The sequence below is a fragment of the Actinomadura montaniterrae genome, from assembly GCF_008923365.1.
GTDB lineage: Bacteria > Actinomycetota > Actinomycetes > Streptosporangiales > Streptosporangiaceae > Spirillospora > Spirillospora montaniterrae.
The window spans coordinates 1-12,225 of the sequence record NZ_WBMR01000257.1; the positions used below are offsets into that span (position 1 = coordinate 1).

Annotated in this window: 17 protein-coding genes; 7 read left to right on the forward strand and 10 right to left on the reverse strand. The window is 74.1% G+C overall.

What is annotated here, in order from left to right:
- Positions 1-388, reverse strand: a 388-nt coding sequence (locus F9B16_RS43930; RefSeq protein WP_151546199.1) for a GntR family transcriptional regulator, incomplete at its 3' end; no start/stop codon positions are given.
- 66 nt (positions 389-454) lie between these two features.
- Complete coding sequence (locus tag F9B16_RS43935; protein ID WP_225992476.1) at positions 455-694, reverse strand: hypothetical protein; 240 nt, start codon at positions 692-694, stop codon at positions 455-457.
- Positions 695-802: 108 nt separating this feature from the next.
- Here F9B16_RS43935 and F9B16_RS43940 point away from each other — a divergent pair, with 108 nt between their 5' ends.
- Genes F9B16_RS43940 through F9B16_RS43950 form a run of 3 tightly spaced genes read left to right on the forward strand, consistent with a single transcriptional unit; the run spans position 803 to position 2,949 of the window.
- Positions 803-1,396: a TetR family transcriptional regulator gene (locus tag F9B16_RS43940; RefSeq protein ID WP_151546201.1), complete on the forward strand. Its 594-nt coding sequence runs from the start codon at positions 803-805 to the stop codon at positions 1,394-1,396.
- Positions 1,393-1,797, forward strand: coding sequence for a GNAT family N-acetyltransferase (locus F9B16_RS43945; RefSeq protein ID WP_151546202.1), 405 nt, complete (start codon positions 1,393-1,395; stop codon positions 1,795-1,797). The genes F9B16_RS43940 and F9B16_RS43945 overlap by 4 nt, the downstream gene beginning before the upstream one ends.
- Positions 1,798-1,845: 48 nt before the next feature.
- Complete coding sequence (locus F9B16_RS43950) at positions 1,846-2,949, forward strand: epoxide hydrolase family protein (protein ID WP_192809290.1); 1,104 nt, start codon at positions 1,846-1,848, stop codon at positions 2,947-2,949.
- Here the strand turns inward: F9B16_RS43950 and F9B16_RS43955 are convergent.
- Positions 2,940-3,806 carry a phosphotriesterase family protein gene (locus tag F9B16_RS43955; protein WP_151546203.1) on the reverse strand — a complete coding sequence of 289 codons (867 nt, stop codon included), beginning with the start codon at positions 3,804-3,806 and terminating at the stop codon, positions 2,940-2,942. The two genes, F9B16_RS43950 and F9B16_RS43955, sit on opposite strands and share 10 nt — an antisense overlap.
- Positions 3,803-4,192 carry a carboxymuconolactone decarboxylase family protein gene (locus F9B16_RS43960; RefSeq protein WP_151546204.1) on the reverse strand — a complete coding sequence of 130 codons (390 nt, stop codon included), beginning with the start codon at positions 4,190-4,192 and terminating at the stop codon, positions 3,803-3,805. The genes F9B16_RS43955 and F9B16_RS43960 overlap by 4 nt, the downstream gene beginning before the upstream one ends.
- Before the next feature lie 66 nt (positions 4,193-4,258).
- Here F9B16_RS43960 and F9B16_RS43965 point away from each other — a divergent pair, with 66 nt between their 5' ends.
- The 3 genes from F9B16_RS43965 to F9B16_RS43975 all read left to right on the forward strand — a co-directional run bounded on the left by F9B16_RS43965 (position 4,259) and on the right by F9B16_RS43975 (position 7,170).
- Complete coding sequence (locus F9B16_RS43965; RefSeq protein ID WP_151546205.1) at positions 4,259-4,819, forward strand: CGNR zinc finger domain-containing protein; 561 nt, start codon at positions 4,259-4,261, stop codon at positions 4,817-4,819.
- 87 nt (positions 4,820-4,906) lie between these two features.
- Positions 4,907-5,713, forward strand: a complete 807-nt coding sequence (locus F9B16_RS43970; protein WP_151546206.1) for an SDR family NAD(P)-dependent oxidoreductase — start codon at positions 4,907-4,909, stop codon at positions 5,711-5,713.
- Between the two features lie 107 nt (positions 5,714-5,820).
- Positions 5,821-7,170: an FAD-binding oxidoreductase gene (locus tag F9B16_RS43975; RefSeq protein ID WP_151546207.1), complete on the forward strand. Its 1,350-nt coding sequence runs from the start codon at positions 5,821-5,823 to the stop codon at positions 7,168-7,170.
- Between the two features lie 88 nt (positions 7,171-7,258).
- Here the strand turns inward: F9B16_RS43975 and F9B16_RS43980 are convergent, their stop codons facing one another.
- The 4 genes from F9B16_RS43980 to F9B16_RS43995 all read right to left on the reverse strand — a co-directional run bounded on the left by F9B16_RS43980 (position 7,259) and on the right by F9B16_RS43995 (position 10,694).
- The gene (locus tag F9B16_RS43980; protein WP_151546208.1) at positions 7,259-8,740 is read right to left on the reverse strand and encodes a DHA2 family efflux MFS transporter permease subunit; all 1,482 of its coding nucleotides are present in this window, start codon (positions 8,738-8,740) and stop codon (positions 7,259-7,261) included.
- Position 8,741: 1 nt separating this feature from the next.
- Positions 8,742-9,314 (reverse strand): NADPH-dependent FMN reductase, encoded by a 573-nt coding sequence (locus F9B16_RS43985; protein WP_151546209.1) that lies wholly within the window; start codon positions 9,312-9,314, stop codon positions 8,742-8,744.
- 73 nt (positions 9,315-9,387) lie between these two features.
- Complete coding sequence (locus tag F9B16_RS43990; RefSeq protein ID WP_151546210.1) at positions 9,388-10,158, reverse strand: ATP-grasp domain-containing protein; 771 nt, start codon at positions 10,156-10,158, stop codon at positions 9,388-9,390.
- 77 nt (positions 10,159-10,235) lie between these two features.
- A complete protein-coding gene (locus tag F9B16_RS43995; protein WP_192809291.1) occupies positions 10,236-10,694 on the reverse strand; it encodes an ATP-binding protein in 459 nt (152 codons plus the stop codon).
- A 202-nt stretch (positions 10,695-10,896) separates the two neighbouring features.
- On the opposite strand from F9B16_RS43995, the gene F9B16_RS44000 reads away from it, so the two are divergent.
- Entirely contained in the window at positions 10,897-11,301 is a 405-nt protein-coding gene (locus F9B16_RS44000; RefSeq protein ID WP_225992477.1) for a phosphoribosyl-AMP cyclohydrolase, read from the forward strand.
- On the opposite strand, the gene F9B16_RS44005 is transcribed toward F9B16_RS44000, so the two are convergent.
- On the reverse strand, positions 11,266-11,658 hold the full coding sequence (locus F9B16_RS44005; protein ID WP_151546213.1) for an OsmC family protein: 393 nt from the start codon (positions 11,656-11,658) through the stop codon (positions 11,266-11,268). The two genes, F9B16_RS44000 and F9B16_RS44005, sit on opposite strands and share 36 nt — an antisense overlap.
- Positions 11,659-11,705: 47 nt before the next feature.
- Positions 11,706-12,225: hypothetical protein (locus F9B16_RS51755; RefSeq protein WP_404800591.1), on the reverse strand; the 520-nt coding region annotated here is incomplete at its 5' end.

A 12,225-nucleotide genomic window follows, 5' to 3' on the forward strand; every position in this document is an offset into this window, starting at 1 on the left:
CGTCGCCCGCGCGGGCGGCGGCGAGCTCGGCGTCGAGCGCGGCGCGCAGCCGCGCGAGCCCCGCGCGCGTGTGCCGCTGTGCCGCCAGCTTGAACGTCAGCACCTCCAGCGCCGAGCGCACCTCGCGCAGGTCGGCGATGTCGCTCGCGGTGAACTCGCGGACCACCGCCCACGTGCGGGGACGGAGGGTGACGAGGCCCTCGGAGACGAGCGTCTTGAGCGCGTCCCGCACCGGCACGCGGCTGACCCCGAGCTCGTCCGCCAGGTCCCGCTCGACGAGCCGGTCGCCCGGCGGGCGGACGCCGTCGAGGATGTCGTCGCGGATCAGCCGGGCCACCCGCGCCGACTCGGGCTCGCCGCCGCCCCGCGCGCCGTCCTCTCCCGGCATCCCGCTCCACTCCCCGGATCGATCATCGGAAAATTTGGTATCCCATTCTACTGTGTCCTGAGATCGTCACCGGGGGCGGCGGCGCAGCGCGGCGTACGTCCGCAGGATCGCGGGGACGAGCGCGTACACGACGGTGGGCACGACGACGCCGGTCACCACGAGCGTCCGGACCGGGAGCGACAGCCCGCCCAGCAGCGGCCCGAGCAGGATCTGCGTGGCCATGATCATGACGTAGACGGCCAGCCAGGTGAACGCGGCGCGCAGGTGCACCGAGGGGACGGCGGCCTGGGGGCGGATCGGGGACATGACGGCTCCTCGCGGTGGTCGGTCAAACTCCAACTCGTGAGTTGGAGTTTGCCATGCCCGCCCGCAAAAGCCAACCCGTGAGTTGGAATTTGGCGTAGGCTCGGCCCCATGGCATGGGACACCGAGAGGACCAGGCGGCTCATCCTCGACGCCGCGGTCGGCGAGTTCGCCGCCCACGGGCCCGAGGCGGCCCGGATGGACCGGATCGCCGCCACCGCCGGGGTGAACAAGGAGCGCATCTACTCCTACTTCGGCAACAAGCGGCAGATGTTCGCGATCGTGCTGACCACGGAGCTGGAGCGCCTGGCCGAGGCCGTTCCGCTGGACGAGCGGGTCGCCGCCGACCTCGGCGAGTACGCCGGGCGGGTCTTCGACTACCACCGGGAGCACCCGCACTTCGTCCGGCTGCTGCACTGGGAGGGCCTGCACACCGCCGACGGCGAGCCCGTCGCCGCCGAGGCCGAGCGCACCGCGCACTACGCCGGGAAGATCGCCGCCCTCGCCAAGGCGCAGGAGTCGGGGCACCTGGACGCCCGGCTCGCACCGCAGGAGCTGCTGTACGCCGTCATCGTCCTGGCCGGCTGGTGGTTCGCCACCCCCCAGCTGCGCCGCATGCTGATGCCCGGCCTCGACGACGACCCGGACGGCCAGCGCGCCGCGATCGTCCGCCTCGTCCGCACCCTGGCAGGCACCGGGCGATGACCGCCGCCGAGGAGATCACCTACGCCTGGCGCGCTCCGATCACCGATGACGAGATGGTCGGCCTCGTCCGGTCGCACGGCGGCCGCGCCGTCGCCGGCTGGTGGGACCGGATCCAGCGGCACAGCCTCGGCTGGGTGGCCGCCCGCGACGCCGCTGGCACCCTTGTCGGCTTCGTGAACGTCGCATGGGACGGCGGCGACCACGCCTTCCTGATCGACACCAAGACGCGCGGCTCGTACCAGCACCGCGGCATCGGCACGGCGGTCGTGCGGCTCGCGGTGGAGCACGCGCGTGCCGCGGGCTGCGAATGGCTCCATGTCGACTTCGAGCCCGAGCTGCGACGCTTCTACTTCGACGCCTGCGGTTTCCGCCCGACGGACGCGGGCCTGATCCGCCTCTGACACGACCATGCTCCGACCGAGCAGAAAGGGGTTTCCGTGAGCGGCGTGATGGCGGTTTCGGATGCCGAGTTGGACGAGTTGCGGGCGCGGCTGGAGCGGACGCGGTGGCCGGCCGCCTGGCCCGCCGCGGCGTGGGAGGCCGGGACGGACGCCGGTGAGCTGCGGCGCCTCGTCGCCTATTGGGCGAGCGGCTACGACTGGCGGACGCACGAGGCCGCCGTCAACGCGCTCCCCTCGCACTTCGCGGACATCGACGGGACGCCCGTCCATTACCTGCGCTACGACGCCGAACGACGCGGGGCGCTGCCGATCGTGCTGACGAACGGGTGGCCCAGCTCGTTCCTCGAGATGACCGGCCTCGCGGAGCGGCTGGCGGCGCCGTCGCGGTTCGGGGGCGACGCCGCCGACGCGTTCACGGTGATCGTCCCGTCGCTGCCGGGGTTCGGGTTCTCGCCGCAGCGGCCGACGCTGGACCAGGAGCAGACGCACGAGCTGTGGCATCGGCTGATGCACGGCGAGCTCGGTTTCGAGCGGTACGCGGCGCACGGCGGCGACCTCGGCGCCGGCATCACGTCGCGGCTGGCGGAGGCGCATCCCGAGGCGCTGGCGGGCATCCATCTGATGGCGGTGGCGAGCCCGGCCTCCTATGGCGATGTCACGCCGGAGGAGCAGGCGTACCTGGACTCCGTCGCCGCGTGGAGCGCGCAGGAGGGCGGCTACCAGCACGAACAGAGCACCCGTCCGCTGACGTTGAGCTACGGGCTCGCCGATTCGCCCGTCGGCTTGCTCGCCTGGATCGTGGAGAAGTACCGCGCGTGGAGCGACAGCGGCGGCGACCTGTCGTCGCGGTTCAGCGACGACTTCGTGCTGACGCAGGCGTCGCTCTACTGGTTCACGCAGACGATCTCGACGTCGTTCCGGCCCTACTACGAGTACGCGTCGGGCCTGACCAGGCGGGTGGAGCGCGTGGACGTCCCGACCGCCGTCGCCCTGTTCCCCGCCGACCTGACGCATCCGCCGCGCAGCTGGGCGGAGCGCGTCTACAACGTCGTCAGGTACACGGAGATGCCGCGCGGCGGGCATTTCGCCGCCCATGAGGAGCCCGCCTTGCTCGCCGCCGACATCACCGATTTCCTCCGCCCTTACCGCTGAATCGCGAACGCCCGGGCCGGGTTCGTCTCGAAGATGGCGGTGGCGGCGTCCCGGCCGAGCTGGGCTTCCACCCGGGGGCGGAGGACGCGGAGCAGGTGCGGGATGCCGGGGGCGTCGGGCGTCGTGGTGTCGCCGCCCATGAGGACGCGGTCGGTGTGGCCGGCCTCGGTGAGGGCCGCCAGGGAGTCGAACAGGTGCCAGTCGGTCGCGTGGTGCGCGCGGGACGGGCCCTCGAAGCACAGGTAGGCGCCCGCCTCGGCGGCCCGGCGGTGGATCCAGGGGTCGGGCGAGCGGTCGAGATGGCTGAGGATCACCCGGTCCGGCGGGACGCCGAGGGACCCGCAGAGCAGGTCGAGGACGTCGAGGGCGGCGGTCCCGTCCTCCAGGTGGACGCCGATGGGGGCGCCCGTGGCGCCGGACGCCTCGGCGGCGGCGGTCATCGTGTGCCGGGCGTGCTCGTCGAGGCGGTGGAAGCCGCCCGCCACCTTGATCATCCCGGCGGGGCCGTCGGTGAGCTCGCGGTGGAAGAGCGCGGCGAGGCCGGGACGGATCCGGGCGAGGACGCCGGGGTCGTAGTGGACGGCCTGGTGGAGGCCGGTCGCGGCGATGATGTGCACGCCGGTGGCGGCGGACAGGTCGGCGAGGTCCCGCTCGCGGCGGCCGAGGCCGTAGGGGGTCCAGTGGGCGATCGTCCGTCCGCCGAGGTCCGCGAAGGTCCGCAGGTGGGCGGCGGCGCGGGCGGGGTCGTCGAGCTCCTGGCCGGGCAGCCGCGGCGTGCGGAGGAACAGGTGGTCGTGGGCGTCGCAGACGCCCAGCTCGGCGGGGTCGACGTCGCCGAGGACGGTCCGGACCCTCATCGGGCGCCGGCCAGGGCCGCGGCGGCGACGCGCAGGCCGGCGAGCGCCTTCGGCACGCCGACGTAGGGCGCGAGGTGGACGAACGCCTCGATGATCTCCTCGCGGGTCATGCCGAGCCGCCGGCACGTCCGGACGTGCCCGGTGAGCTGCGGGTCGACGCCGCCGAGCGCGGTGAGGGCGGCGAGGTTGAGCAGCTGGCGGTCGCGCAGGGACAGGCCGGGGCGCTGGTAGGTGCCGCCGAACAGGCTGGTGACGACCCAGTCGGCGAAGCCGGGCGCGAGGTCCTCCAGCGCGGGGAACGTGGCCTGCCGGGTGGTCTCGTCCTGGAGGACGTCCAGCAGGCGGTGGCCTTCGGCGCGGTCGAGGGTGGCTTCGGTGAGGTCCACGGGCGCTCCTTGTAACGGGTTGGGCGTTACACGCTAGCGTAACGGCCGGGACGTTACAATCGGGTCATGGCAACGAACGATCCGGAGGCGTTCCGGCTCGACTGCGGTGCGACCTGGCTGAACCTGCTGGCCACGAAGGGCCGGGCGTTCGGCGCGCGGCCGGTCGAGCGGATCCCCGACGTGCCGCGGTTCGCGCAGTGGCTGGAGGCCTGCGAACTGGCCCCGGTCCGTCCCGTGGGGCCAGCCGACCTCGAACGGGCCCGGTGGCTGCGCGAGGTGCTGCGCCCGATCGCGCTGGCGACCGTCGACGGCGAGGCCCCGCCGGACGGCGACGTCCAGGAGCTCGCCGGCTTCCTGGACCCGGATCCCGTCGTGCTCGCCGTGGACGGACGCCTCGTCCGGGCCGCGCCGGCCGACGGCGGTGCCGCGCTCGGCCGGATCGCGCGCCAGGCCGTCGACCAGCTGACCGGCCCGGAGCGGGCGTTCCTGAAGGTCTGCCCCGAGGACGACTGCCGTGGCGTGTTCGCCGATCCCGCGGACCGGCGTCGCTGGTGCCCGTCGCCCGCGTGCGCCAGCCGCGGACGTGTCCGCGCCCTGCGCGCGCGCCGCAGCGCGGAAGGCGGATAGCCGCGGCTGCAACCGTGATCGGTGCGGCGGGGTTCATGGGGTGCCGCACGCCCGGACGGGGCGTGCGCACCGACGAGAGGGGAACCCATGGACCTGCGGCTCACCGGACGCGTTGCGGTCGTCACCGGCGCTTCCAAGGGCATCGGGCTCGCGGTCGTGCGGACGCTGCTGGACGAGGGTGCCCGCGTGGTCGCCGTGTCCCGCAAGCCCGGCCCGGAGCTGGACGCGCTCGCCGGGCCGGACCTGGTGCACGTGGCCGCGGACCTGATGGACCCGGCGGCGCCCGGCCTCGCCGTCGAGCGGGCCGTGGAGGCGTTCGGCCGGCTGGACGTCCTGGTCAACAACGCGGGCGGCCCGCCGCCCGGCGCGGTCATGCCCCGGTTCGGGTTCGGGACGCTGAGCGACGACGACTGGCGCGAGGTGTTCGAGTTCAACGTGATCGCGGTGGTCCGGGCGGTCCGGGCGGCGCTGCCGCACCTGCTGGAGAGCGACGCGGCGGCGATCGTCAACGTGTCGTCGGTGAACGGGCGGCGCCCCGGCCCGATGAACTTCGACTACAACGCGGCGAAGGCGGCGCTGAACAACCTGGCGAAGGGCCTGTCGGAGGAGTTCGGGCCGCGGGGGATCCGGGTGAACACGGTGTCGCCCGGCCCGGTCCGGACGGCGTGGTGGACGGAGGAGGGCGGCGCGGCGGACGTCATCGCGCAGGCCACCGGCTCGGACCGGGACGCGGTCCTGAACGGCGGCGCCGCGGAGATGATGAGCCTGACGACCGGCCGGATGGCCGAGCCGCAGGAGGTCGCGGACGCGGTGGCGCTGCTGGCCTCGCCGCGGTCGGCGAGCACGACGGGCGCGGAGGTCGTGGTCGACTCGGGCTTCCTCAAGGAGCTCTAGCCATAAGCAATTCTGCTAGAGATCAGAAGATCCATCTCTTTGACGTATGGATAGCCGGTGACCAGGATGGGTGGTGAGCGACCGGGGAAGAGCCGAAAGGAGCCACGATGAGCGCGTACGGGACGGTGCGGGGCGCGGTGTTCGAGCCGGGCGACGAGGGCTACGACGCGGCGCGGACCGGCTTCCAGACCGCCGGTCCGCACCGTCCCGCGGTGATCGTCGTGGCGGAGGACGCCGAGGACGTGCGCGCCGCCGTCGAGCGCGCCGCCGCGCAGGGCATGCCGGTCGCCGTGCAGAACACCGGGCACGGGCTCCCGCTCCCCGCCGACGGCGGCCTGCTGATCGTCACCCGGAAGATGACCGGCGTGGAGATCGACTCAGAGGCCCGGACGGCGCGGATCGGGGCCGGCGTCCGGTGGGCGCAGGTCGTCGCGGAGGCCGCGCCGCACGGGCTGGCGCCGCTGAGCGGGTCGTCGCCCGGCGTCGGCGCGGTGTCCTACACGCTCGGCGGCGGGATCGGGCTGATGTCGCGGCGGTACGGGTTCGCGGCGGACCACGTCCGGTCGGTCGACGCGGTCACCGCGGACGCGCGGCTCCGGCACGTCACGCCGGAGAGCGACCCGGACCTGTTCTGGGCGCTGCTCGGCGGCCGCGCCAACTTCGGCGTGGTGACGAGCCTGGAGATCGGCCTGCTCCCGGTCGCGCGGCTGTACGGCGGCGGCCTGTACTTCGACGCCGACCTGATCCCGGCGGTGATGGACGTCTGGCGGCGGTGGACGGAGACCGTCCCGGACGAGATGACCTCGTCGGTCGCGCTGATGCCGGTGCCCGACGTCCCGGCGTTCCCGGAACCGCTCCGCGGCCGCCACGTCGCGCATGTCCGGATCGCCTTCACGGGGGACGCGGTGGAGGGCGAGCGGCTCATCGCGCCGCTGCGGGCGATCGGGCCGCGGCTGGTCGACACGGCCGGCGAGATGCCGTACACCGACTCCGGCCTGATCCACAACGAGCCGCCCGTCCCGATGGCGTACCGGGCGACGAACGTCGCGGTCGGCGCGCTGGACGGCGACCTCGCCGGCGACCTGCTCGCCCTCGCCGGTCCGGGCGCCCCCGACCGGGCGATCGTGGAGGTCAGGCACCTCGGCGGGGCGATGGCGAAGCCGCCGGCCGTCCCGAACGCCGTCGGCAACCGGGACGCCGGATACCTGGTCGGCCTGCTGTCCAAGCTCGGCCCGGACGACACCGGTGTCGCCGCCCTGCACGACCGGTTCGGCGGGCTGCTCGCCGCATGCGCGCGCGGGCAGGTGCTGAACTTCCTGTTCGGCCCGAACGCGACGCCCGACCAGGTCCGGGCCGCGTACGAGCCCGAGACCTACCGGCGCCTCGCCGAGTTGAAGGCACAGTACGACCCGTCGAACCTCTTCCGCCTGAACCACAACATCGCACCCGCGAAATAGGACGCGAGGCCCCGCACGGCCACCGCGCCCTCCGGGCCCTCACGCCTGAACCCCCGTTCCGGACACCGGAGCGGGGGTTTCCGGCGCGTCACTTTCGCGGGACGCGGCGCGGCAGGAGGATCGCCGGGACCAGCGCCAGGGCCAGCAGCCCGAGCGCGAACGTGTACGTGTGCTGGAACGCGTCCGCCAGCGGGCCGGCGATCACGTCGTGCGCCCGCGGGTTCAGCCGGTGTACGGCCTGGAGCGCGCCGCCGCCGTCCGGATCGTCCGGGACGAGGCCGCTCATCAGCGTGGACAGCACCACCGACGCCAGCGCCGTCCCGATCGCCCCGGACGCGGTGTTGACGAGATTCACCGTGGTGCTCGCGGCGGGCGCCTGCTCGTGCGACATCCCGCGCGTCGCGGCCGTCATCGCCGGCATCATCGTCGCGCCGCCGCCCGCGCCCATCAGCAGCATCGCCGCGCACAGCCCCCAGTACGGGGCGTCCGCGCTCAGCTGGACGGTGAACAGCGCGAACCCGGTCAGCGCGGTCGCGATCGACACGGGCACCAGCCGTCCCGGCGGGACCCGGTCGACGATCCGCCCGGCGACCTGCATCGCCGTCCCGGAGCCGAGCGCGAACGGGATGCCGAGCAGCCCCGCCACGGTCGCGGTCTCGCCCCGCACGACCTGCAGGTACAGGGGGAGCAGCAGCATCGTCCCGAAGTAGCCGGTCGCGAACAGCGCGAGCGTGCCGGTCGCGGCGGCGAACGTCCGGTCCCGGAACGGCCGCAGGTCGATCAGCGGATGCCGGACGGTCAGCGCCCGCAGCACGAACCCGGCGACGAGCAGCGCCCCCGCGGCCACCGGGACGAGCACGCGCGCCGAGCCGAAGTCGCCGCGGTCGCCGCCCGTCGTCACCCCGTACAGCAGGGCGGCGAGGCCGGGCGACAGCATCAGCAGCCCGAGGACGTCCAGCGGGGTCCGCGCCCCCGCGGCGTCGCGAGGGAAGATCCGCGCGGCGAGCGCCACGACCGCCGCGGCGACCGGCAGGTTGACGAAGAACATCCACCGCCACGACACCGCGTCGATCAGCCACCCGCCGAGGACGGGCCCGGCGAGCGGGCCGACCAGGACGGCCAGCCCGAGCGTGCTCATCAGCCGGCCGAGCCGGTCCGGTCCGGCGGCGCGCAGCAGGATCGTCATGCCGACCGGCATCACCAGGCCGCCGCCGACCCCCTGCACGACCCGGAACGCGATCAGCGACTCGATGTTCCACGCCAGTCCGGCGAGGACCGACGCGGTGGCGAACCCGGCGATCGCCACCAGGTACAGCCGCCGCGCGCCGAACCGCCCGACCGCCCACGCGGTGGACGGGATCACCGCGGCCAGCGCCAGCGCGTACCCGGTCGCCACCCACTGGACGGTGCCGAGCGGCGCGGCGAAGTCCGCCGACAGCCGGTTCAGCGCGACGTTCACCACGGTCTGGTCCAGCGTGATCATGATCGAGCCGAGGACCAGCACCAGCGCGACCGCCGTCGGCCGCGCGCCCCGCCCCGCCGCCGGCGGGGCCTGCGTCGTCGTCGCCATGTCAGCCGCCGTAGGGGCGGGCGGCGCGGGCGTCGCGCAGCGCGTGCCCCCACCAGGCGAGCTGGTCGAGCATGCCCTTGGCCGCCGCCTCGGCGCCCTCGGCGTCGGCGGGCCGCCCGTCCTCGCCGAACCAGTTCCACGGCGCGTGGAAGCTGACGGTGTCGCGCACCGTGACGGCGTGCAGCTCGGCGAAGACGCCGCGCAGGTGCTCGACGGACCGCAGCCCACCGGACACCCCGCCGTAGGACACGAACGCGACCGGCTTGGCGCGCCATTCGTAGTAGTGCGTGTCGATCAGGTTCTTCAGCGTGCCGGGAAAGCTGTGGTTGTACTCGCAGGCGATGACGACGAACGCGTCGGCGGCCTGCAGCGTCCGGGTGGTCTCGGCGAAGCCGTCGGGCGCGGGCGTGCCGAGGCGGCTGGGCGGGGGCGCGTCGGCGACGTCGACCAGGTCGAGGACGAGGTCGTCCCGCTGCCCGGCCAGCCCGGTGAACCAGCCGGCGACGGTCGGGCCGAAGCGTCCCTCGCGGGTGCTGGCGGTGATGACGGCGACGCGAAGAGGTGTGGTCTCCATGGCCCCGACGCTAGGAACGCCCCAACCGGCCGGGCATCTGTCAGCCGACTGGCCTCCCCACCGGTCGCCCGGTTCAGTCGATGGCGGGCGTGGTCGTCCACTCGCGGTCGGACGGCGTGGGCGCGCACGCCCGGGACACGACCCGCAGGACGGCCTGCGGGTCGCACCCGTACAGGCCCGCGCCCCACGCCGCGTTCGCCTCCACGACGGCCCAGCCCCGCCCCTTGACCAGGCCGACGTCGACGACGATCGCGGGCGGCAGAGGCACCTCGGCCAGGAGCGTGCCGGCGTACTCGCGCGCCTCCCCGGCGTACGGCGCCTCCCAGCGGCCGTCGCCGGTGAGCGCCAGCTCGCCGCCCGCCAGATAGGGCGACATCGCGACGACCTCGCCGTCCAGCACCTGGCAGCGGTACTCGACCTCCCACTCGACCGGCTCGGCGACGAACACGGGGGTGTCGCCGGGCACCGCGTCCGGGAGGTCGGCGGGCGAGCCGTACACCCGGCCCTCGAAGCCCTTGCGGCCGTCCGCCGGCTTGGCGAACAACGGCCAGGCACCCGACCCGCGAACCTCCGCCAATGTCGACATATCTACTTTTCGGCGGAGATGACGTTCCGGCAGGCCCGGCAGCCAGGCCGGCGGCGCGTCGATCAGCGCGACACCGAGTTGCGCCGCGATGACCTCCACGAACGTCGGCTCCCCGTACAGCGCGACGTCCTGCCCGCGCAGGTGCGCCGGAGCCCGCCACCCGCCCAGGCGCTCGGCCTTCCAGCCGGCCCGTCCGGCGGCGAGGCGCAGCACCTTCGAGTCCTCGGTGTAGCGGGGCGACAGGACGAGCGTCGGCACAACGGACCTCCACGGCTGACGGCAGGGCCGTCAAAGAATGCCGCTCCATGGACGCCCGCGTCATCCGGATATAGGGGTCAAAGGGAGCAGGGATGGCTGCAGGCGGTGCGCGGGGCGGCGGGCGCGCGGAACTCCGCCCACACGGCCCTGCCGCCGAGGGCGCTGTGCGAACCCCACGCGGTGGACAGCGCGTCGACCAGGCGCAGCCCGCGGCCGTCCTCACCGCACGGGTCGTCGCGCACGCACGGCGCGCCGCCGGTGCCGCCGTCGTCGAGGACGGTGACGCGCAGCATCCCGTCCGCGGCGCTGACGATGACGGTCACCCGCCCGCCCAGGCCGGACGCGGTGTGCTCGCAGGCGTTCGCGACGAGCTCGTCCACGCACAGGGCGACGTCGGCGAGGGCCTCGGCGTCGACGTGCGGGGCGACGCGGCGGACGAACGCGCGCGCCTCGGGGGCGGAGCGGGCGACCCCGGGCAGGCTGGTCGTGCCGAGGAGGCGCATGGGACCGCGCGTCCGGACAGTGCCCCGTGTCATCGCATCGCTCCCTGAAGTGAGTGCTCCGGCCAGCATGGGACCGCGGATGCGGCCGCACAATCGCCTCCGGTGACAAGCCGGGCGCCGCGCATTCGCCGTTTACGAAGATGCACCCGGCGGACGTGCGACGATGCGTGCTGACATCGGCGCTCACGGTGACGACCGGGTTGCCGGGGCGCGTGGGCACGGGGAGGATCGCGTGGTGAACGAACTCGAAGAGGGAACGCGGCTCGCACTCGACTTCGGCAAGCTGCGCGCCGTCGCGGCGACCGGCTCGGACGTCGTGCCGGTGGTGCTGCAGGACACGGCGAGCAAGGACGTGCTGTTCATCGGCTACGCGAACGAGCAGGCGCTGAAGGCGACGCTGGACGAGCGGATCGCGGTGCTGTGGTCGACGTCGCGCAACGAGCTGTGGCGCAAGGGCGCGTCGTCCGGCGACGTGCTGGAGCTGGTCGAGGTCCGCGTGAACTGCGAGCAGAACTCGCTGCTCTACCTGGTCAACCGGACGACCGGCGGCGCGTGCCACACGAAGTCGGCTTCGGGCGACGCGCGTCCGACCTGCTACTACCGGTCAATCACCGGCGAGGGCGCCCTCCGCCACGAATGACAGCGGCCTGCTCAGCGTCCGCCGGACCGGCGAGCGTTCGACGCGGCGCAGCACGGCCGCGCGGGCGTCCGCCGGCGGGGGCGGGTCGAACGCCAGCCGGTAGCGGAAGCGGGTGGCGGTCTCCTCGCGGTCGAGGCCGACCCGCGCGGTGACGGCGACGTCCGGGAGGCCGAGCTCGTCGAGGGCCATGCGGGCGGTCATCGTGATGCAGGAGGCCAGTGCCGCTTCGAGCAGCTCGTGCGGCCGCGGCGCGGTGGTGCCGCCGCGGCCGCCCTTGACCGTGTCCGCGCGGCCGGTGTTGGGACCCGCCTCGTACTCGACCTGGTAGCGGGCCGGGAGCGCCCTTGCGGTGACCATGGTGCGAGCCTAGGCCGCGATGTCCACATTCTGGTAATCAAATCTCATCATGTGGACTTGCGTGGGTGCTGCTCGGGAACGTTCCGAATGCCTCGGTCCTTGCTGGTGCGGCCGCGGTCCTGCCCTTCACCGTTGCTGCTGCTGTTGCTGCTGTTCCCGTTGCCCTGGCTCTTGTTCGGGTGCGTCTTCTTGGCCTTCGGGGACCTGCCGGCCTGGCCGGGCGGGGTCGTCCGGCCGTGCTGCGGCGTGCCCTTGGGGGACGGGCTCGGCTTCGGGTGCCGCGGCGGCGTCGAGCGCGGGACGACGTTCGGCGACGGGTGCAGGTGGTCGCCGCGGTGCCACGACTGCCTCGGCGCGCGGTGGTGGGACGACGCGGGCGCCGGGGACTGCCCGGGCAGGTGCCCGGTGCTCGCCGCCACCGCCACGCCCCCGCCGAACGCCGCGAGCGTCGCGGCGACCACGGCGACCTTGATCGTCGCGTAGCGGGGCACGGCGGCCCAGCGCGACCGGCGCGCCGCGGGCCTGGCCTGGGCGGCGCGGAAGGCGGCGGCCGCGGCGTCCTCGCCG

Excerpts from the sequence above, each read along its gene's own strand:
- F9B16_RS43935 (WP_225992476.1), bottom strand. The coding sequence starts at position 694 with ATGTCCCCGATCCGCCCCCAGGCCGCCGTCCCCTCGGTGCACCTGCGC.
- F9B16_RS43940 (WP_151546201.1), top strand. The coding sequence starts at position 803 with ATGGCATGGGACACCGAGAGGACCAGGCGGCTCATCCTCGACGCCGCG.
- F9B16_RS43945 (WP_151546202.1), top strand. The coding sequence starts at position 1,393 with ATGACCGCCGCCGAGGAGATCACCTACGCCTGGCGCGCTCCGATCACC.
- F9B16_RS43950 (WP_192809290.1), top strand. The coding sequence starts at position 1,846 with ATGGCGGTTTCGGATGCCGAGTTGGACGAGTTGCGGGCGCGGCTGGAG.
- F9B16_RS43955 (WP_151546203.1), bottom strand. The coding sequence starts at position 3,806 with ATGAGGGTCCGGACCGTCCTCGGCGACGTCGACCCCGCCGAGCTGGGC.
- F9B16_RS43965 (WP_151546205.1), top strand. The coding sequence starts at position 4,259 with ATGGCAACGAACGATCCGGAGGCGTTCCGGCTCGACTGCGGTGCGACC.
- F9B16_RS43970 (WP_151546206.1), top strand. The coding sequence starts at position 4,907 with ATGGACCTGCGGCTCACCGGACGCGTTGCGGTCGTCACCGGCGCTTCC.
- F9B16_RS43975 (WP_151546207.1), top strand. The coding sequence starts at position 5,821 with ATGAGCGCGTACGGGACGGTGCGGGGCGCGGTGTTCGAGCCGGGCGAC.
- F9B16_RS43980 (WP_151546208.1), bottom strand. The coding sequence starts at position 8,740 with ATGGCGACGACGACGCAGGCCCCGCCGGCGGCGGGGCGGGGCGCGCGG.
- F9B16_RS43985 (WP_151546209.1), bottom strand. The coding sequence starts at position 9,314 with ATGGAGACCACACCTCTTCGCGTCGCCGTCATCACCGCCAGCACCCGC.
- F9B16_RS43995 (WP_192809291.1), bottom strand. The coding sequence starts at position 10,694 with ATGACACGGGGCACTGTCCGGACGCGCGGTCCCATGCGCCTCCTCGGC.
- F9B16_RS44005 (WP_151546213.1), bottom strand. The coding sequence starts at position 11,658 with ATGGTCACCGCAAGGGCGCTCCCGGCCCGCTACCAGGTCGAGTACGAG.